General features: G+C 69.1%; 21 protein-coding genes. 12 read left to right on the forward strand and 9 right to left on the reverse strand.

Annotated elements, in window-relative coordinates; all coding sequences use genetic code 11:
- Nucleotides 1-138: 138 nt before the first annotated feature.
- Entirely contained in the window at nt 139-756 is a 618-nt protein-coding gene (locus tag ACX80N_RS09875; RefSeq protein WP_459339242.1) for a GAF domain-containing protein, read from the forward strand.
- Nucleotides 757-1,107: 351 nt separating this feature from the next.
- Here ACX80N_RS09875 and ACX80N_RS09880 read toward each other — a convergent pair whose 3' ends face one another.
- A complete protein-coding gene (locus tag ACX80N_RS09880; protein WP_459339243.1) occupies nt 1,108-1,545 on the reverse strand; it encodes a hypothetical protein in 438 nt (145 codons plus the stop codon).
- A gap of 545 nt (nt 1,546-2,090) precedes the next feature.
- On the opposite strand from ACX80N_RS09880, the gene ACX80N_RS09885 reads away from it, so the two are divergent.
- The 8 genes from ACX80N_RS09885 to ACX80N_RS09920 all read left to right on the forward strand — a co-directional run bounded on the left by ACX80N_RS09885 (nt 2,091) and on the right by ACX80N_RS09920 (nt 11,295).
- Nucleotides 2,091-3,242, forward strand: a complete 1,152-nt coding sequence (locus tag ACX80N_RS09885; protein WP_459339244.1) for a glycosyltransferase family 2 protein — start codon at nt 2,091-2,093, stop codon at nt 3,240-3,242.
- Nucleotides 3,243-3,258: 16 nt separating this feature from the next.
- Nucleotides 3,259-3,414: a peptidase gene (locus ACX80N_RS09890; RefSeq protein ID WP_157940170.1), complete on the forward strand. Its 156-nt coding sequence runs from the start codon at nt 3,259-3,261 to the stop codon at nt 3,412-3,414.
- A complete protein-coding gene (locus tag ACX80N_RS09895; RefSeq protein ID WP_459339245.1) occupies nt 3,411-4,199 on the forward strand; it encodes a polysaccharide deacetylase family protein in 789 nt (262 codons plus the stop codon). The genes ACX80N_RS09890 and ACX80N_RS09895 overlap by 4 nt, the downstream gene beginning before the upstream one ends.
- Nucleotides 4,196-5,662 (forward strand): ArnT family glycosyltransferase, encoded by a 1,467-nt coding sequence (locus ACX80N_RS09900; protein ID WP_459339246.1) that lies wholly within the window; start codon nt 4,196-4,198, stop codon nt 5,660-5,662. The genes ACX80N_RS09895 and ACX80N_RS09900 overlap by 4 nt, the downstream gene beginning before the upstream one ends.
- Before the next feature lie 27 nt (nt 5,663-5,689).
- The gene (locus ACX80N_RS09905; protein WP_459339247.1) at nt 5,690-8,464 is read left to right on the forward strand and encodes a galactose oxidase-like domain-containing protein; all 2,775 of its coding nucleotides are present in this window, start codon (nt 5,690-5,692) and stop codon (nt 8,462-8,464) included.
- Nucleotides 8,461-8,991 (forward strand): hypothetical protein, encoded by a 531-nt coding sequence (locus ACX80N_RS09910; protein WP_157940168.1) that lies wholly within the window; start codon nt 8,461-8,463, stop codon nt 8,989-8,991. The genes ACX80N_RS09905 and ACX80N_RS09910 overlap by 4 nt, the downstream gene beginning before the upstream one ends.
- Nucleotides 8,992-9,041: 50 nt before the next feature.
- Nucleotides 9,042-10,211, forward strand: a complete 1,170-nt coding sequence (locus ACX80N_RS09915) for a LysM peptidoglycan-binding domain-containing protein (protein WP_459339248.1) — start codon at nt 9,042-9,044, stop codon at nt 10,209-10,211.
- A 64-nt stretch (nt 10,212-10,275) separates the two neighbouring features.
- Nucleotides 10,276-11,295 (forward strand): LLM class flavin-dependent oxidoreductase, encoded by a 1,020-nt coding sequence (locus tag ACX80N_RS09920; RefSeq protein ID WP_459339249.1) that lies wholly within the window; start codon nt 10,276-10,278, stop codon nt 11,293-11,295.
- Between the two features lie 2 nt (nt 11,296-11,297).
- Here ACX80N_RS09920 and ACX80N_RS09925 read toward each other — a convergent pair whose 3' ends face one another.
- The 3 genes from ACX80N_RS09925 to ACX80N_RS09935 all read right to left on the reverse strand — a co-directional run bounded on the left by ACX80N_RS09925 (nt 11,298) and on the right by ACX80N_RS09935 (nt 12,897).
- Nucleotides 11,298-11,591 carry a hypothetical protein gene (locus ACX80N_RS09925; protein WP_459339250.1) on the reverse strand — a complete coding sequence of 98 codons (294 nt, stop codon included), beginning with the start codon at nt 11,589-11,591 and terminating at the stop codon, nt 11,298-11,300.
- A gap of 87 nt (nt 11,592-11,678) precedes the next feature.
- Nucleotides 11,679-12,560, reverse strand: a complete 882-nt coding sequence (locus ACX80N_RS09930) for a transposase (protein WP_459339251.1) — start codon at nt 12,558-12,560, stop codon at nt 11,679-11,681.
- Between the two features lie 37 nt (nt 12,561-12,597).
- The gene (locus ACX80N_RS09935; protein WP_459339252.1) at nt 12,598-12,897 is read right to left on the reverse strand and encodes a hypothetical protein; all 300 of its coding nucleotides are present in this window, start codon (nt 12,895-12,897) and stop codon (nt 12,598-12,600) included.
- Nucleotides 12,898-13,025: 128 nt separating this feature from the next.
- On the opposite strand from ACX80N_RS09935, the gene ACX80N_RS09940 reads away from it, so the two are divergent.
- Both ACX80N_RS09940 and ACX80N_RS09945 read left to right on the forward strand, forming a co-directional pair.
- Nucleotides 13,026-13,835, forward strand: coding sequence for a hemerythrin domain-containing protein (locus ACX80N_RS09940; RefSeq protein WP_459339253.1), 810 nt, complete (start codon nt 13,026-13,028; stop codon nt 13,833-13,835).
- Nucleotides 13,836-13,958: 123 nt separating this feature from the next.
- Nucleotides 13,959-14,114, forward strand: coding sequence for a hypothetical protein (locus ACX80N_RS09945; protein ID WP_170068212.1), 156 nt, complete (start codon nt 13,959-13,961; stop codon nt 14,112-14,114).
- Here the strand turns inward: ACX80N_RS09945 and ACX80N_RS09950 are convergent.
- Together ACX80N_RS09950 and ACX80N_RS09955 are read right to left on the reverse strand one after the other, a co-directional pair.
- Complete coding sequence (locus tag ACX80N_RS09950) at nt 14,111-14,338, reverse strand: hypothetical protein (RefSeq protein WP_459339254.1); 228 nt, start codon at nt 14,336-14,338, stop codon at nt 14,111-14,113. The two genes, ACX80N_RS09945 and ACX80N_RS09950, sit on opposite strands and share 4 nt — an antisense overlap.
- A gap of 33 nt (nt 14,339-14,371) precedes the next feature.
- Nucleotides 14,372-14,818, reverse strand: coding sequence for a hypothetical protein (locus ACX80N_RS09955; RefSeq protein ID WP_459339255.1), 447 nt, complete (start codon nt 14,816-14,818; stop codon nt 14,372-14,374).
- Between the two features lie 72 nt (nt 14,819-14,890).
- Here ACX80N_RS09955 and ACX80N_RS09960 point away from each other — a divergent pair, with 72 nt between their 5' ends.
- Entirely contained in the window at nt 14,891-15,697 is an 807-nt protein-coding gene (locus ACX80N_RS09960; protein ID WP_459339256.1) for an SDR family oxidoreductase, read from the forward strand.
- Between the two features lie 17 nt (nt 15,698-15,714).
- Here the strand turns inward: ACX80N_RS09960 and ACX80N_RS09965 are convergent, their stop codons facing one another.
- From ACX80N_RS09965 to ACX80N_RS09975, 3 genes are read right to left on the reverse strand one after another with little or no spacing between them, the layout of a single operon-like run.
- Nucleotides 15,715-16,590, reverse strand: a complete 876-nt coding sequence (locus ACX80N_RS09965; protein WP_459339257.1) for a carbohydrate ABC transporter permease — start codon at nt 16,588-16,590, stop codon at nt 15,715-15,717.
- A gap of 49 nt (nt 16,591-16,639) precedes the next feature.
- Nucleotides 16,640-17,608 (reverse strand): carbohydrate ABC transporter permease, encoded by a 969-nt coding sequence (locus ACX80N_RS09970; RefSeq protein ID WP_105031062.1) that lies wholly within the window; start codon nt 17,606-17,608, stop codon nt 16,640-16,642.
- Nucleotides 17,608-18,918, reverse strand: a complete 1,311-nt coding sequence (locus ACX80N_RS09975; RefSeq protein WP_459339258.1) for an ABC transporter substrate-binding protein — start codon at nt 18,916-18,918, stop codon at nt 17,608-17,610. Before ACX80N_RS09975 ends, ACX80N_RS09970 begins: the two co-directional genes overlap by 1 nt.
- Between the last annotated feature and the right edge of the window lie 45 nt (nt 18,919-18,963).

An 18,963-nucleotide genomic window follows, 5' to 3' on the forward strand; every position in this document is an offset into this window, starting at 1 on the left:
AAGTTCGCCAAAGCTTTCGCCGCACGCTCCCCTCCCCGGCCGCCCTCTTGAGATTCGACAGGCAGTATGGGTATATCCGTTGCCGCAGCGAACGGTCAGTCTTCCCAACCCCCAGCCGAGCGGATTCCCTTCTTGCCCATGCCTTTGTCCTCCGGTGCGGAGATCCCGTCAGACCTTCCGACGTCATCGACCACCAACCGCGAGATGGAGCGCCAGCGACTCAGGGCGCTGGACCGGTCCGGGCTCCTCGACTCAGGCGATGAGGAACGCTTCGATCGCCTGACCCGCCGGGCGCAGTCCCGGTTCGGGGTGTCGACCGCGATCATCTCGCTCATCGCCGAGGACCGGCAGTACCTCAAGTCGTTCGCAGGGCCCTTTCCGCGCGCCGTCGAACGTCATGCGGCGTTCTGTAACGTCACCATCCAGAGCGACAGGACACTGGTGGTGCCCGACCTCCTCGCTGACGCGCGCTTCCGGGACAACCCCCTCGTGAAGGGCGCGCCCTACACCCGCTTCTATGCCGGTGTACCGCTGCGGGGGCCCGGCGGGTGGTTCGTGGGCAGCATGTGCATCCTCGACCCGCAGCCGCGGGACCTCGACCGACAGGGGCTCGCGCAGCTCCGCCGTCTGGCGGACGAAGCCGAGCTCGAGGTCAACGGCGCGGGCTCCGCCCTGCCGGCCGCACCCGGTACCTACGCCTTCGGAGTGAAGAGCTCGAGTGCGATGCCGTCAGGATCGCAGAACTCCAGGATGTAGCCCTCGCCGATGTCCTTCGCTCCGGCGTGCGTGACAGGACGATCGTCCAACTGCCTGGCAGCGTCGTCGAGTACGTCCCGATCCTCGACGGTGAAGGCGACATGGTGGAATCGTCCGCGAATACCACACAGTTTCGCAAGGGCACACTCGGAACCAGTGACTTCGTCCACCTGTTCTTGAATTCCGACTACTCACTGTCCCTATTCAATTCCCCCGGTCCAGTACTTATTCGCTCCTCCCAATGGTCGGAGAGGCACAATTCGGCACTTCGGATAAGCCCTCGAGAACAGCGTGAGCTACTTGTCCCGTGAATCGCTCCGTGGAATCGGGACCGTGAACCCCGTGGTGGAGTCAACCCCCGGGAGGCGAATTCTCCATGAACGATCCCGCGGAACCATGCATATATGACAGCGCGGGGAAGCGCGTGCCGAGTTGGCCGGCGACCGCGTCGTGATAAGGCCGGCCACTCAATTGCGGACGCCTGGGTAAGTACTCCTGCTTCACCTCTTCGGTGTCCCAGCGGGGCCGTGCTCCCGTCGCCGTGTGGCCGTCGAGTACCGAGGAAATCAGCGCGGGAACCGCTCCGTGAAGCTTCTCCATCACGGTCATCAAGGCCGGCCCCGGATTGATCACGCAGGTCAGAGGGCAGTTGTGACGACCCTCTTCCCCACTGTGGGCGGCGGCCGGCTCAGGTCGCGCGCCCTGGTCGATCGCCGTCGTCCACCCCCTTACGCCGCGCGTCGACGTCACGACCCGGAATCCATCCACGGTCGGAAGGGTCTGCACCATTCCGCCTCGAAGGGCGTCCCATTTGTGATGAAGGCCACTCCGCGAGTCGGGGAAGAATCGACCACGTCCATTGATGATTCGACAACGCCGACCCGAGTACAAAGCATCAGGCGTTTCGGGACAAATCCCCCTGAAATGACGGGGAAGAGGCGGCCATTCGTTTGTCGGGCCGTTGCGGGCGTCCTGAGTAAAGCGGTCCAGCCGGCCAAGTAGTCCCCGATAAAGGTGGAGTAGCACCTACTCGTGATCGAGTTCGAGAACCGACACAAGCTTTCTCCTGAACGCAAATCAATTGTCCGATCAACTGCCGTCCGGCCGTCGACAGGGCAGTCGTGAAGTGCTTTCCTGCATGCGCACAAGCGCATTCTGTCTCGTCGCGAGCCTTTGAGCTCGTGGTCTCACTTCAAGAGGAGCGCAGTCATGACTGCCACTACCACCACGCCCCCCGCCCGGGCCCCTGAACCGCAGGAGAGACCCCGGCCCGAACAAGAGCGCCCCAGAGTCTCCTGCAGCCGCTGCGCCGAGGTCCGGCACGGAGGCCCGTCGTGCAACTGACCGCAGACCAGTTCTCCGTCGGGGGCGCCCAGCCCTCCGCCGCCCCCGACGCCGGCGGCCTGGACCTCTCCGGCCTGGATCGGCCGGGGCCCCGCATCGTGTCGCTCATCCCGGCACACAACGAGCAGGACGGCATCGTCAAGACCGTCCGCAGCCAGTTCGCGCAGACGATCAGACCCGCGTTGGTCATCGTCATGGCGGACAACTGCACCGACGACACCGTGCGACTGGCCCGCGAGGCCGGCGCCCAGGTGCTGGAGACGGTGGGCAACAAGGCCAAGAAGGCCGGCGCACTCAATCAGGGTCTGGCCCTTGTCATGCCGCTGCTGGACGACGAGGACTACATCCTGGCCCAGGACGCGGACGGCGAGCTCAGCAACGACTTCGTCAAGAACGCCCTGTGGGCCTATGACGTGAAGCCGAATCTGGGCGGGGTGTCGGGCTGCATCATCGCCCGCACTCCCAACAACTTCATCGAACGCGCTCAGGCCATCGAGTACGCACGTGGCACCCGCCTCATGGGGCGCCAGGGCGGCAAGGTGCACGTCCTGTCCGGTGCCGCCTCGCTCTTCCCGGTGCACGTCTTCCGGGCCATCGCCGATGCGCGGGGGAAGACACTTCCAGGCGCCCCCGGGAGCGTCTACATGGAGGACTCCCTGACCGAGGACTACGAGCTGACCCTCGCGATCAGGCACCTCGGCTTCGACTGCACCAGCACCAAGCGCTGCCCGGTGGTCACCGACGTCATGCCGACGATCCGTGACCTCGAGGTCCAGCGCCTGCGCTGGTACCGAGGGGCCATGGAGTCGCTCTGGCTCTACGGCTGGAACAAGATCACCCGCCGCACCTGGGGCGGGGTCGCATTCACGTTCTTCTCGTCCCTGCTCTTCCCGGCCGCGCTGCTCGCGCTGGTCCTGAGCTGGCTGCTGTGGGACATCACCCCCAACCCGTTCTACTGGTTCCTCCTGCCCATCTTCATGGCGGAGAACATCGTCACCGCATACCGGACCAAGGACCGGGCGTCGATCCGGACGGCCATCTTCTTCGTCCCGCTGTGGCTCTATGACAACGCCATGTTCATCGTGTACTGGCGTTCCCTGCTAGGAGCCGTGCGCCGCGAGGCGCGCGTCTGGATCACCTGAGAGGAGGGAAGAACTAATGTACGGAGCAAACGGAAGCCTCGCTGCAACCGGCGCCTCGGCCACCGCATTGGCAGCCACCGGGCTGGATGCGTTCTGGATCGTCGTCTCCGGCGTGGCGTTCGTCATGGCCGGCGTCGTGCTGACCCGGCTGCGGCCCAAGGAGGAGTTTTGAGCCGCACGGCGGCCCTGCGCGTCAGGGCCGCCGTCGCGGTGCTCCTGCTCGGCGTCATGGGCTGCTCGAGTCAGGAACCCCTGCCACCCACACCGATCGCCCGGTCCGAGAATGCGGTCGACGCGGCGGACATGAGTCACCTGCCGGTACTGACGGCTCCCACCGCCTGCGCCGGGTATGTGGCGCTGACGTTCGACGACGGGCCCACGGAGTTCACCTCCGACCTCCTGGCCGTGCTCGACCACTACAAGGTCCCTGCGGTGTTCTTCAACAACGGCGTCCAGGAGCGGGCACGCCCCCGCGAAGTGGAGCGCACGAAGGCGGCGGGTCATCAGCTGGGCAACCACAGCATGACCCACCCCGACCTGCTGTCCATGGATCTGGAGGCGGCCCTCGCCGACATCGACGCGTCGACGGTCGTGCACCGCGACCTCGGGCACGAACCCCCGACGATGTTCCGCCCGCCGTTCGGCAGCACCAGCCCCGAACTCAGGGCAGCCGTCGAGAGCCGGGGAATGATCGAGGTCATGTGGACCGTCGACTCCAAGGACTTCGAGGCCGCGACTGCGGAGCAGGTCGCCGAGCAATCCAAGGGCATGACGGACGGCGGGATCCTCCTCCTGCACGACGGCAAGGCCCTCACCGTGGATGCGCTGCCCCTGATCATCGAGCACTACTGGGCGCAGAACCTGTGCTTCGGCCAGGTCGTCACCGCTGACATCGAACTTCCCACTGCCTGGTTCGGCTTGACCCACCGGGCACGAGCAAGCAAGCAGGAGCCATGACCACAGCGACCCTGATGCGTTCCGAAGCATCGCAGATCACTCCCGCGGCCCGCCCGCCCATGAGCCGTGCGAAGAGGCAATGGCTGCTCCTGGGCCTCGTCCTCGCCTACGGCGTCGCGCTCGCGGTCCGCCTGCGCAACACCGCCTTCATCGACGAGGCGCTGTACATCAATGCCGGCAACGCCTACCTCGACTACTGGTCCGAGGGCCGTCCACTCGGAGACGCCGGTGCCTTCTTCTCGGGCCTGCCCGCGCTCTATCCCGTGCTGGCAGCGCTGCTGGACTCCGTGGGGGGCCTCTACCTCGTGCGGGCGTTCAGCCTGCTGTGCGTACTCGGCACGGCGATGGCCCTCTACGGCACGGCGCGGCACCTGTGGGGCAAGCGCGCAGGTTTGCTGGCCGCGGCCACCTTCATGCTGTCCGGCCCGGTGATCTTCACCGGCTGGCTCGGCACCTTCGATGCCCCGGTGATCTTCCTGCTCGCTTCGGGTCTGTGGATCGGCCTCACCCGGAAGGGCTACCCTTCGGCCGTCCTCCTCGGCGCCGTGCTGGCCCTGGCCGCCATGACCAAGTACACGGCAGGCATCTTCGTACCGGTCGTGCTCGCTGCGACGCTCGTCCTGGGCGTTCTCGGAGCGCGCCGGGCACTCGTCGCCGCCGGAGTGGCGCTCGGCATCCTGGCCACCCTGTGGGCGGTATGGGGGGAGAGCATCGCCCGGGACGTCGCCTTCACCACCACCGATCGGACCGCCCTGTCCCCGACCACCACGGGGGCGCTCCTGGGTCTGGCCGGTGACCACCTGATCGTCGTCCTGCTGCTGGCAGCGGTGTCACTGGTGCTCATGTTCCGAGCCGGGGACCGGCGGCTGTCGATCCTGGGCTCGGGCCTGGTGCTCGCCTCGATGGCACTGCCCATCGGGCAGATGATCCTGGGTGAGGCGGTCTCGTTCGAGAAGCACCTGGCCTACTCGGTCATGCTTCTCGCGCTCCCCGTCGGATGGGGCCTCGCGCGCATCTCCCGTTACCCGCTGATGGTCACCCCCGTCGTGATCACGGTGATGATCATGGCGCTGTTCCCCCTGGTGCGTGCCGACGCCATGTACCGCTGGACCAACGTCCAGAGCGTGGTGACGGCGATCGAGTCCGACCCCCGGGAGGGGCTGTACATCAGTTCATCCACCGACGCCCTCGACTACCACACGAGCGATCTCCCGGGTGTGGCCTGGGAGACGACGTTCGAGCTCTACTTCGAGGGCGAGGGCAGCATCCGCTCGGCCGTCGACGACGAGCGCTACCAGGCGGTGATCCTCCGCAGCTCCACTCTGGGCAACCCCGAGCAGGACGCCGCACAGGCCGTGCTCCTCGATGCCCTCGAGGAGAGCTCCGCCTATTCCCTGGCCTTCGAGCCATTCCCTGCGTCGCCCGCCCCGGGCGACAACTGGCTCATCTACACCCGTGGCTGATCCGTCATGGGGAAAGAAAGGGATCGAATGAACGCTCTACGGGCTCTACGCGTCCGGGGCCTGGCCGTGCTGACCACCGTGCTCCTGGTCGGCCTGGTCGGTGTCTCTCCCGCGAGCGCCGCACCGTGTGTCTGGGGGACGCAGTGCGTCGCCGTCAGCATGTCCGCACCCGCCTCCGGGGCAACCCTCAGCGGCACCGTGCCACTGGAGGCGACCGCGCGGGTCGCCCAGCCCGCGCGCGGTGCGATCGTCAAGGTCGAGTGGTGGCTCTACCACCCCGACTTCACCCGGCAGGTCCCCGAGAACGGTGAGGGCAAGATCCTGCTCGCCGAGGCGACCGCGCCGGCCGCAGGCACCCGCACGGACGGCACCTGGCGTAATTCCTGGGTCGTCGCCAACCGGATGACCACCAGGGACGGAGCCTACGAACTGCCGGGCACCCGTACCTACACCCTGCCGAATACGGCCGGGTACTCCATCGAGGCGCACGTGCTCGACGAGGAGTGGGTGCGCACCTGGGGCGGGCCCCCCGGCCGCAGTCCCGCGGCCAATGTCACCATCAACTTCGGTGGCACCACCACCCCACCGCCGACGACGACCCCGCCGGCCGCCAACGAGGTACGGATCGGCTCCGCCGTCCGCACCCTGACGGGCACGAACATCTACCGCGCGGCGGGCGCCTTCGTGCGTTACACCGGCACCCGGAGCCCGGCCAACCAGTACGGCGTGGAGGTGGCCGTCGGACCCGACAACAAGGTGACGGCCGTCTCGCGCTACCAGCCCGGCATTGCGATCCCGGCGGGGGGCTACGTGCTGTCCGGGCATGAGGCATCCGCTGCCTGGTTGGATGCCAACGCCCCCGTCGGGGCAACGGTCCAGGTGGGTGGTGGAACGACGACGCCGCCCCCCACCCCGACGCCCACCCCGACACCGACGCCGACGCCGACGCCGACACCGACGCCGACGCCGACGCCGACGCCATCGCCGACGACGCCCGCTCCGACGCCCACGACGCCGCCGCCGGCTGCCAACGAGATCCAGATCGGGACGGCGAAGCACGTCCTGAACGGCACCAACGTGGCGCGCGAGGCCGACTTCCTGGTGCGCTACACCGGCACCGCGAGCCCGGCCAACATGTGGGGCTTCGAAGTCGCGGTCGGAGCCGACGGCAAGGTCGCCACGATCAGCAGGCGCCAGCCCGGCATGGCCATTCCGAGCGGAGGGTATGTCCTGTCCGGCCACGGCGAGTCAGAGCGCTGGCTGGAAGTCAACGCGCCGGTCGGTGCGACGGTCACCCTGCCGGGCGGTACGCCGCCACCGACGACGACGCCCACGACGCCGCCACCCACCACGCCGCCCCCGGCCACCGGCCTGGCGGCGACAGGGCGCTGGAGCATCGCGAATGCCCCACTGCCCGCCCGGGCGATCCACTCCACGCTGCTGCGTGACGGCAGGGTCCTGCTGCTCGCGGGCTCCGGCAACAACACCGGGGACTTCGACGCCGGCACCTTCAAGAGCGCCGTGTGGAACCCTTCCACCGGGGCGTTCAAGGAGATCCGGGTGCCCTACGACATGTTCTGCGCGGGGCACGTCACCCTGCCGGACGGCCGGGTGCTCATCAGCGGTGGCACGGAGGGCTATGCCGGTCACAAGAACGCGGTCGGGTACGTGGGGTCCAAGCAGTCCTACATCTTCGACCCGGGCACCGACAGCTACACGAAGGTCAACGACACCATCGAGGGACACTGGTACCCGACGCTGACCAAGCTCGAGAACGGCAACATCTGGTCGGTCGGCGGTTACGACAACCGCGACGGCGTGGCCAAGGGATCGACGGCCGTGGAGATGTTCAACGCCACGACCAACCAGTGGCAGTCCCGTGCGGCCACCCCCCAGACCAACCGGTACTGGGGTACCTACCCGCACTTCTTCCTCATGGCCAACGGCAACCTGTTCTTCACGGGTGGCTACACCTTCGGCAACTCGCCGTCGGCCACGGGATCGGTCATCCACAACTGGCGCAACGCCACCAGCGGCGACGTCCCCGGACTGCGGGACCGGCAGCTGCGTGACCAGGCCAGCTCGGTCCTGCTCCCTCCGGCGCAGAACCAGACCTTCATGATTGCCGGTGGCGGCTCGACCGACCGGGGCGGGGCGACCAACAGCGTCGACCTGATCAACCTCAACTCGGCCAACCCCGCCTGGACTGCCGGACCGGCGCTGCCCGGGCCGGAAGGCCGGATGTACGTAAACCTCACGACGCTGCCCGACCGCACCGTCCTGGCCTCCAACGGCAGCAGCGGACCCCGTGCGGGCAACGTGCTGCGGGCGGCGACGTACAACCCCGCGACCAACGCCTGGACCACGGTGGCGGCGGACCCGGTGGGCCGCAACTACCACTCCTCCTCGCTGGTGCTGATGGATGGCCGCGTGGCGGTCTTCGGTTCCAACCCGGCCGACGGCTCGTTCGAGATGCGCGTGTCGGTCTACGAACCGGGCTACCTGTTCAAGGGCACCCGCCCGACGATCACGGCAGCTCCGGGGTCCACCACCTACGGTGCGGGCCTCGACCTCGGCGTCACCGGCGACGTGGTCAGCGCCTCGCTCACCGCCGTCGGGTCGGCCACCCACCAGACGGACACCAATGCCCGCCTGGTCGACCTGCCCATCACCGGCACCGGTACGACGCGTCGTGCATCCGTGCCGTCCAACTCCGCGCTGCTGCCGCCCGGCCCGTACATGCTCACGGTCCTTGATGCCAGCGGTGTCCCCTCCGTCGCCAGGATGGTGAACGTCCGATGAGAGCAAAGATCATGGCAGCCGCCGCAGCAGGACTGCTGCTGCTCAGCGGGTGCGCACTCGAGCCCGCCGTGGGCGCGCCGGGCGCCCCGGGTGTGGAGGCGCCCCCGGTACAGGCGGCGGACGCCCGCCCGGATGCGCAGATCCCCGAGGCCAAGGTCCCGATCGCGGACGTGGCCCCCGAGGCCGCTGACGTCAACGAGCCCGGGCCCGAGCAGGCTGAGGGCATCACCATGACCTCCGACACGGTCAAGGGCCTGGAGGCGGGTGATGTCTCCGACACGGCACTGGCAGGCGGGTGCGTCCCGGGCTACGGCACGGACGGGGGGTGCCTCCCGCCCGTCCCGCCCCGGCTGGCGGCGGAGCATGCAGGACACGCAGGGATGGACGGGCCGGAGATGGCCATGTTCTACACCTGCGAGGATGTCCGGGCGCTGATCCCCGACGGCCTGGCCACGGAGGAGGACCCGCTCGGGCTCGACTCCAACGGGGACGGCATCGCCTGTGGCGCGGGGGACGACGCCAAATAGGACGACGACAGGCAGGACGACCACACGGACGAGCGGCGGGGAGGCAGGACATGATCACCCGCCGCTCGTTCGTCGTCGGAGCAGCCTGGGCTGCCGCGCTCCCGACCCTCACCCACCCCTACGACAAGCCCCTCCCGACACCCAGGAGCAAGGTCATGACCCCACTGCCGAACCGCGTGGTCGCGGGCTACTGGACCCATTGGGGGTCGCCGGTGCGTCTCAGGGACGTCCCCGCGCACTACAACACCGTCTTCCTGTTCTACGCGACTCCCGTCGGCGGCGCGCCTGGTACCACCGGTGCCGTGCAGTGGAACGATCCCGGCGACGGACGCGGAGCGTCCACCCACTTCACGGCGGACCTGGCCGAGTTCCGCAGGACACGGACGGCGATCCTCACGGTCGGGGGCGCACAGGCGAACGTGGACATCTCCACGCGCGCGCGTGCCCAGGCCTTCCTGGACAGCATCGAGCGCATCTACGGGGAGCTCGGTGGTTTCGACGGGCTCGACTGGAACAACTACGAGGGCGACCAGCAGCCCAACACCGAGCAGATGATCTGGGTCTCCCAGCAGCTCAAGACCCTGTACGGCCAGGACTTCGCGATCACCAGTCCACCCGCGCCCTGGCGTGCGGTCGACATGGCGCACTGCAGGGCGATGATCGACGCAGGGGTCCTGGACATGGTCAGCCCGCAGTACTACGACGGTCCGGACCTTGCCGCCGAGAACTACATCGTGCGGTCCGTCGACGAATGGGTGGTGCGCATGGGCGACGCCGGCCGTGTCGGCGTCGGATTCGGCCTGAGCAACGCGGCCAACTACTCAACCCGCGCCGTCGTCGAGGGCGCATGGAGGACCGTGGCAGCCCGCCATCCCGGACTCCGGGGCGCGTTCAACTGGAACGTGGCCATCGACGAGAGCCTGGGCTGGCCGTTCGCAACCGACATCGGCCCGCTCGTGAGCCTCGGTGCTCCCGTGGCCACCCTGCCGCCCGTGTTCCCGATTCCGCTGCCCACCCCGCGGCGCATCCACACCGTGGTCGCAGGGGACACCCTGTCCGGAATCGCGACGCGGCTCGGCATCGCCGACTGGAAGGAGATCGCCCATCTCAACGACGACGTCGAGCCCGAGGGCCTGCGCCCGGGCCAGCGCCTGACGCTGCCCGACGCCGCGAGAGAGCCGGCCGTCCTGGACCCTGCCGCGCCGCATCCACCCGCCTGAACGCTGCAGCAGAGGCAGTCACCGGTCCGGGGAATGGGGGCACGCTCCCCAGCGCTACAGGGGCATGAAGAAGATCGGATTCCTGTCCTTCGGCCACTACCAGGACGTGCGCGGCTCCCTCGTCCCCACGGCCCGCGAGGCCCTCGTCCAGGCGGTGGAACTCGCCGTGGCCGCGGAGGAGCTCGGCGTCGACGGCGCCTACATGCGCGTGCACCACTTCGCCCCGCAGTACTCGGCGCCCTTCCCGCTGCTGGCGGCGATGGCCGCACGGACGAAGACGATCGAGCTCGGCACCGGCGTGATCGACATGCGGTACGAGAACCCGCTCTACATGGCCGAGGAAGCCGCGGTCACCGACCTCATCAGCAACAGGCGGCTGCAGCTCGGTATCAGCCGCGGCTCGCCCGAGACGGCCCTCGAGGGCTTCCGCAGCTTCGGCTACATACCCGGGGACGGCTCCACCGACGCCGATCTCGCCCGTGACAAGACGGCCCTGTTCCGCGCCGCGATCGCCGGGCACGGTATCGCGGAGGCCAACCCCCGCATGACGGGCAGCACCGGGAAGCTGCCCGTCGACCCGCTCTCGCCCGGACTCTCCGAGCGCATCTGGTGGGGCTCCGGCACCAGGGCGACGGCGCGGTGGACGGGGGAGCAGGGTATGAACCTGATGAGCTCGACGCTGCTGACCGAGGACACGGGCGTTCCGTTCGACGAACTGCAGGCCGAGCAGATCGACGTCTTCCGGAAGGCGTGGGCGCAGGCAGGCCACACAGGGACGGGAAGGGTCTCCGTGAGCCGCAGTATCCTGCCCATCGTCAGCGAGACGGACGAGTACTACTTCGGTGTCCGCGCCCAGCGGGAGTCGACGGACCAGGTGGGGATCCTCGACGGTGCACGGTCCCGCTTCGGACGAAGCTACATCGGGCCCCCCGACGTCATCGCCGACCAGCTCGCGGCAGACGCAGCGGTGCAGGCCGCCGACACGTTGCTGGTGACGATCCCCAACCAGCTCGGCGTCGAGTTCAACGCAGCGCTCCTGGGCAACATCGTCAGGCTGGTGGGCCCGGCAGCCGGTCTGCGCTGATGTCACCCGGCCCGTCGCAAGGCGGGCCAGGTGACATCAGCCCAGGAAGCGGGGGAGTTCACGTTTCTCTGGAACATGATGATGCCGACGGCGGTGGTGATGACGCGGCGTGAGGTCAGGGCCGTCTCGAGGTCCTTCTGCCGGTCGTCCAGGTACGCTGCCCGCACGGCGAACCGCAGGGAGGCCGAGGCGGACCCTGCGAGCGCCTCGGCCGCCTCGATACCCGCGCGGTCGAAGGCACGGGGCTGGGCCGCATGGACGTTCAACGCCGCCTGCCTTTCGTCCCCGAGGTTCATGGGGACCCGAGGATCGACCGGTCGCGCCCGTGTCGAGCCGGCCGAGATCGGTGGGCCAGTGCGCGTCCTGCGCGTGCCCCGCCCGGCTCAGTCACCGAGGGTTGCGCGGTCCGCCGCGGCGTGGTCCATTTCCTCCTGCGCCCCCTGGACAATTGCGTCCGCCTCGCGGGCTGCCCGTTCCAGGTCGGCCGCCTCCGAGTCGATGTCGGCGTGTTCCCTGCGCAGCGCCTCCAGCCTCTCCTCGAGATCCTCGATCGACGCGGCCACCCCGTCACGCCGCACCGCCAGGCGCTGCGAACTCCGCCGCAGGTCCGCGGCGGATTCCTCGGCCTCCGCGAGTGCGTCACGTGCCGCTGCTAGACGTGCCTCGGCCTCCCTGCGCTCGTGGGCCCCCGGCTTCCTCGGGCTCCGCCCGCGGCCCGAGGTCGCGTCGTCCCCGCCGTCGCCATCCTGCCCGGGCGCGGTGAACGGGCCACCCACGGCGCCCGTCAGGTCCACCGGGTCCCAGCCCGACGCCTCCAGGGTGCGGACGAGCCGCCCTGTCAGCACCGCCGCGGCTGCCGCCGGGTCCGCGAGGGCGGCACGCAGCGTCTGTTCGACGCCGGGCAGGGCACCGGATCCGACGTCGTACCCCACTTCCGCCGCCGCCTCGAGGGACTGCCGGGCGACGGCGGCCAGGAGCTGCTGGCGCTGCTGGCCGAGCGCGTGGAGCTGCGCCCTGTCCAGACCGGCCTGCGCCTCCTTGAGGGAGGCGCCGAGTTCCAGGACCTGCTGCACCTCGTCCCGGCGGCGGCTGACGAGCAGGTTGACGAGCCACGCGGCCGACGCCGGTTTGGGGAGCTTGCGCAGGCCGGCGGCGAGGTCCCTGTCACCCGCCTGGGCTGCCTCCTTCGCGGCGGCGTTCCGGGCGTCGGTGAACTCGTCGAGCGGCAGGACGTAGAGGGTAGCCGCCTGTTCCGCGAGGTCCATGGGTGCTGTGTCCTTCCGTCGGCATGCTCGGCACTCCTCACCGGGGAGCGAGGTCCCCCAACCGTCCCACGGGCAGTGCGATCCATCCCTCCCGGCGCGCCTGGTCGTGGTGTCGGGCGGGCTCGTACACCTCGATGGCGGTACCGCCTCCCGAGCGGTCCACAGGGATTCCCAGTTCGTCGCCGATCGTGTCGAGCAGGACAGCGCAGTGCATCGCGGTCAGCCCCAGCCGGTCCGTGGCGACGCTCAGCGGCCACCGCCCGGTGATCTCCCGGTCCAGGACGGCAAGGGCTGTGCCCTTCGACGCGGCGGCAAGGTCCGCTCCTGCGGTGAGCACGCCCGATTATAGGCATCGATGCCTCGGGGGACCACAACAATCCGGCCTGTGTGGATCGTCCGCCGACGGGTACAGATGGAAGAGGCGCCCGGCACCGTTCCGATGTCCCACCCGTTCCAGGAGATCTCTTGTACACCTCGGTAGCAGACCAGACCACCGACCAGCTCGGCGGCCCCCTCAGCGTGCTCGTGCGGCAGAAGCGGGACCACGTGAGGCTGAGTGCGCTCATGGAGCGGCTCAAGGGGAGCACCGGCGAGGACCAGGCCGCGGTCCTGCTGGACATCTACCGCCTGGTGTTCCCCCATGCCTTCGCGGAGGAGTCCGTGCTGTGGCCCGTGATGCGTCGTGTCCTGCCCGACGGCGAGGAGCTGACCCTCGAGGTGGAGCGCGAACACCAGGAGGTCAACGAGCTGGTGAAGAAGCTCGAACGGCTCGACGGCGGATCACCCGAGCGCGCCCAGGTGCTCGCCCGCCTCACGGAGGTGCTCGACGACGACGTCCGCGACGAGGAGGACGCCCTCTTCCCGCGGCTCCAGGCTCGTGTCGGCCGCCGGGAGCTGCAGATCCTGGGCGTGCTGTGGGAACTGGTGCGGCGGATCGCCCCGACGCGCGCCCACCCCGTCGTCGCGCGACGGCCCCCGGGCAATGTCGCAGCAGCCCTCCCGCTGTCGGTCCTCGATCGGTGCCGCGACCTCGTGGACCGGGCGCTCCTCGGCGCCGACGGCCCGGCAGTGCCCGCACTCCACCGGATCAGCTCGGTGCTCGCCGACGCCTCGCACGCCGTCGAACTGCTACCCATCATGCGCTCCGGCGAGGACCCCTCCACGCGCCTGATCGCCGGTGCGCAGCCGTTCCCCTGGGGAACGGCTGCACTGTGCGCGGCGGGCGCAGGCCTCGTGGTCGTGGGCGCACGTCGGACGGTGCGCCGCGCCGACTAGCGCGGGGGAGGGCGCCGGTCCAGCCGCAGGTCAGGACGGTGCCGGGTGGTCCGTGACGGCGGTGCGGTGTGTACTGGACGCAGCGGCCTCCAGCCGCCGCCCTGCCAGGAAAGGACGTACCCGATGGAAACCCGATGCCCCAGCTGCGGGTCGGCCCTGATCGAACTCGACGAGGACCAGTGGCCGGCCGAAGGGCCTGTCCCGGCCGGGACGATCGCCGTCTTCCAGTGCGAGCAGAACCACCGCGTCACCGTGGGACAGACGCAGGTCTCGGCCTAGGCGTCGTCCGCATCCTCGATGATGCGCGACAGCTCGTCCCGCAGCGCCCGGGCCTCGTCCACCGTGATCTCGAGGTGCTGGTCCTGCTCCACCCAGCCGATGCTCACCATCGGCCGTCCCTGCCCGTCCGCGGTGTGGGACAGCCCGACGGCGAGCGCCCGCCCCCCGGTCCGCGTGACGTCCCCGACGATCAGTTCGCCGCCGTCGTCCTCTGCAATGGCCATGGCTCCTCCTAGAGTCCTCCTGGATCTCCCATGCTAGGCGCCGGCGTCCGCCGGGCGCAGCGCGAGATTGGGGTGCGGCAGTTCGAAGCCGTCCGCCGTCAGGGCGTCCCTGTCGAACTCGTCCGGGAGCAGCACCGCGGTGACCCTGCTGTCGCGGATCGTGGCGCCGGCCGCACCGCGCACGAGCGGAGTGCATTCCAGCCCCACCCCTATACCCTCCTCGACGAGGAGGCAGACGGTACCCTGAGCGCCCGTGCCGTCCAGAGGGGTGGCCGCGAAGTACTCGACGCCGTCGCGCTCGGCCAGGAAACGGGTGCTGGCGAGGTCGATGCCGTCGAGGTCCGTCTGGATGGTCAGGACGTCCTGTTGCGCCTGCTCCTCATCGAGCACGCCGAGCACCGGACCCGCGCACGCCGTGAGCGCGAGGACCGCGCTGCTCCAGGCCGCCGCGAGGAGGACGCGGGACGTCGGGCGGCGCACGGATCTCCTCGGGAGGCGGACGATCGGTGACGGTTCCAGCCCAGCGAGGTGCGGCATCCTAGGGTGGTGGGCATGGAACCCACCCTGGCAGGGCGCACGTTCGTGGTCACAGGGGTCAGCCGGCACAGGGGCATCGGTTACGCCGTCGCCGCGCGCCTCGCCGACCTCGGTGCCGGCCTCTTCCTGCACCACTACGCCCCGCACGACGCCGACCAGCCGTGGGGCGCGGACAGCGTCGACGACGTCGTCGCATCCCTCCGCGGTCGGCTGCGGGACGGCGCCCCACTCGCCGACGCGAGCATCGACCTCGCGCAACACGACGGTGCAGAGCGGCTCGTCGCCGAGGCGCGCTCCGCGCTCGGCCATCTCGACGGACTGGTCTGCAACCACGCGAGGAGCGGGGGCGACGGGCGGCTCGACGAGATCTCCTGGAAGGACCTCGACGCCCACTGGCAGGTCAATACGCGTTCCACCATCCTGGCGACGAAGCACTTCGCCGAGCAGCACGACGGACGGGAGGGCGGGCGCGTGATCTGGATGACGTCCGGGCAGGTCGCCGGCCCGATGACAGGGGAGATCGCCTACGCCGCGTCCAAGGCGGCGCTCGCCGGGTTGACGGCCTCGGTCGCCGACCACCTCGTGGACCGGCGCATCCTGCTCAACACCGTGAATCCCGGGCCCGTGAACACGGGGTACCTCGACGACGCCACGGCGGACCGCCCGCTCGAGACCCTGCAGGACGTCCTCGCGCACTGCCCGTCGGGGCGCTTCGGTGAACCCGACGACCCCGCACGGCTCATCACATGGCTGCTGGGCGACGAGGGCCGGTGGATGGTGGGCCAGGTGCTGAGCACGGAGGGCGGCTTCCGCCGCTGGTGAGGCTTCCTCCTCCATGGTCAGCGGATGCCGCTGCGCGCGAGGCCCTGCACGAAGTACTTCTGGAACGCGAGGAACATGATGATGATCGGCGTGATGGAGAGCAGGGCCAGTGCCATGATGGCGCCGTAGTCGGCCCCGTACTGACCCTGCAGGTACAGCAGCCCGATGGGCAGGGTGAACAGTTCGGCGTCCTTCAGGGCGATGAGCGGCCACGCGAAATCGTTCCACTGGTACATCACGGTGAGCAGCACCAGAACCGCGATGAGCGGTTTGCAGAGGGGAAGGATGATCTGCAGGAAGATGCGGATGGTTCCCGCGCCGTCCATCTTGGCCGCTTCCAGGAGTTCGTCGGGGATGGCGATGATGAACTGCCGGGCGAGGAAGATCCCGAAGGCCGACGCCGCCGACGGGAAGATGACCGCCCAGAACGTGCCGTAGATCCCGAGCTGGGTCACGAGGCGGAACTGCGCCACCATCAGCACCTGGACGGGCACCATCATGGTGCTGAGCACCAGCAGGAACACGAACCCCTTCCCCCTGAAGTCGAGCTTGGCGAAGGCATAGCCGGCGAGCAGGTTCACCGAGACGGTGAGCGCCGTGATGATCGCCGTGACCACGACGGAGTTGCCGAACCAGGTGACCGTGGGGAAGTTCCCGAAGATGGTCCGGAAGTTCTCGAGGGTCCACTCCGACGGCCAGATGCGCAGCTCACGGCTGACGACGTCGGCGCTCGGCGAGAAGGCGATGGTGATCATCCAGTACAGCGGGAACATCATCACCAGGCCGACGACGACGGCGGTCACCAGCCGGGCGATCGTGGACACGCGTTCGGCCGGTGACACGCGCCGGACGCGGGTCGCCGCGCCGCCCTGGGTGGTCAGTGGATGAGCCATGGTGATCCTTGTCTGATGGGGTTCCGGGAACCGTCCGATGGTCCTGCCACTAGCCGACCGTGTCCCTCGACCGGTTGCCCTTCCACTGGATCGCCGTGAAGACGAGCGTGATCAGGAAGATCACGATCCCGATGGCCGCTGCGTAGCTCTGGTCTCGGGTGACGAAGCCGTTCTCGTAGGCGTAGGTGACGAGGACCGACGTTGACCGGCCAGGGCCCCCGCCCGTCATCACGAAGATGGTGTCGAAGACCTGGAACGAGTAGATGACGTCCATGATCAGCAGGAAGAACGTGGACGGGCCGACGAGTGGCACGGTGAGGTAGCGGAACTGCTGCCAGGAGCTGGCCCCCTCGAGGCGGGCTGCCTCGTACAGCTCGGGGGAGATACCCTGCAGCCCGGCCAGGTAGATGACCATGTTGAAGCCCACCCGGATCCACAGGGTCACGAGGACGATCGAGGCGAAGGCCGCCGTGCCCTGCGACTGCCACGGGATGGTGGCGAGCCCGCCCTCGCGGAGAAGCTTGTTGACGATGCCCGTGGCCTCGTCGAACAGGAGGACCCCCATGAGGGCTGTGGCGATCCCGGAGATGACCATCGGCAGGTAGATCAGGGTGCGGAACAGCTTCCGGCCCGGCAGGACCGAGTTCATGAGCACCGCGAGGCCGAGCCCGAGGGCCAGGCTCAACGGCACGGTGATGAGGGTGAAGACGGCCGTGTTGAGCGCCGACTGCCAGAACGTGGGGTCCGTGACGAGGCGCCGGTAGTTCTCGAGGCCCACCCAGCCGCTGGCCCCGAAGCCGTTGGACTCCTGGAAGCTGATGAGGAACGCCCAGCCCAGCGGGAGGAAGAGGAAGAGGCCGAGCAGGATCATGTTGGGGCCGAGGAACCCCGCGGCGGCGCCGGTGGAGCGCTGCTGCCGCGAGGCCCTGGCCGGTCCCGCCGCATAGGTCGCCGCGGGGGACGGTGGCGGGCCGGTGCTGCCGGTCGACTCCTCGCGGGCCGAGGTGTCGGCGGACATCAGCCGGCTGCTGCGTCGACGGCGGCGGCGATGTTCGCGAGTGTCTGCTCCACCGGCTGGCCCTGGGTGAAGGCGAGCTCGAGCTCGTCCCGCAGCTTCGGGTTGATGGCCGCCATGGCCGGCGAGGTGAGCTGCTGGACGTCGCCCGGCTCCAGGGTGGTGGCCTGCTCCACGAAGATGCCCGCGATGTCGGGCCGCGTCTGGTAGTCCAGCTCGGTGCCGACGAGGCTGTTCAGGGTGGGCAGCTCCATGGCGCGGGCGCAGAAGTCGGCCATCTGGTCGGGCTGCGTCATGAACTTCAGGAAGTCGGCCGCGAGCTCGGGATTGCGGGCGCTCTTGGTGGCGACGAGGGCGTTCCCGCCGAGGTCGCACGCGCCGCGCTCGTCGCGCGGGAGGTAGGTGGCGCCCCACTCGAAGCCCTTGATGTTCTCCTCGAGACCGGGCAGCACGAAGTTCCCGACGAAGGCCATCGCCGTCGTGCCCGCGGAGAAGGCGTCGTCGGCGTAGGTCGAGGACTTCACCGAACTGCTCGGCGGCACGAGGCCGTCGGTGAAGAAGCCCTGCGTGAACTCGAGCGCCTTCCTGCCGGCGTCGGACTCGATGGCCGAGCCGGTGAGGTCCTCGTCGAAGAGTCGTCCGCCCGCCTGGAACAGCCAGCTCAGCCACCGGGTGGAGCCGCCGAGCTGCCAGTTGTACACGAAGGGGTAGAGGTCGCCGGGGATGGAGCCGCGCAGCTGCTCGGCCACCTGCCGGAACTCGTCCCATGTCCAGGCGGAGTCGAGGCTGTCGGGGACGCTCGTGATCCCGGCCTGTTCGAAGAGATCGGTGCGGTACACCAGGGCCGAGGTGTCCGTCTGGTGGGGGACGCCGTACGGCTTGCCGTCGAACTGCACCGCCTGCCACATCGCGGGGAGGAACTCCTCGGCGGCCGCGGTGTCGAAGTAGCTGCTGAGGTCGAGGAGCTGGTCCTGGCTGCTGTAGGCGCCGATGGTGCCGTAGTCCACGCGGAAGAGATCCGGTGCGGTGCCGGCCTGCAGTTGCGCATCGATGTTCGTGAAGATCTGTTCGTACGGGACGAGGTTGAGCGCCACCTTCGTGCCGGAATTGGCGGCTTCGAAGGCGGCGATGCCCTTCCGGAAGCCCTCCTCCTCGGCCGGGCTGCCCCAGGTGGTGAACGTGAGGGTGTTCTGGTCGCCGTCGCCGCCGCTGTCGTTACCGCCGCTGCCCGAGAAACCGGCACAGCCGTTGAGTGCTGCTGCCGCTGCGAGGAAGCCTGCGCCGCCGAGGATCTGCCGTCTGGAGATGGTCATGGTTGTGCCTTCCGGGTGAGGGTGGTCACAACGTACAACACACCG

It is taken from the genome of Arthrobacter sp. MDT2-16, assembly GCF_054510925.1.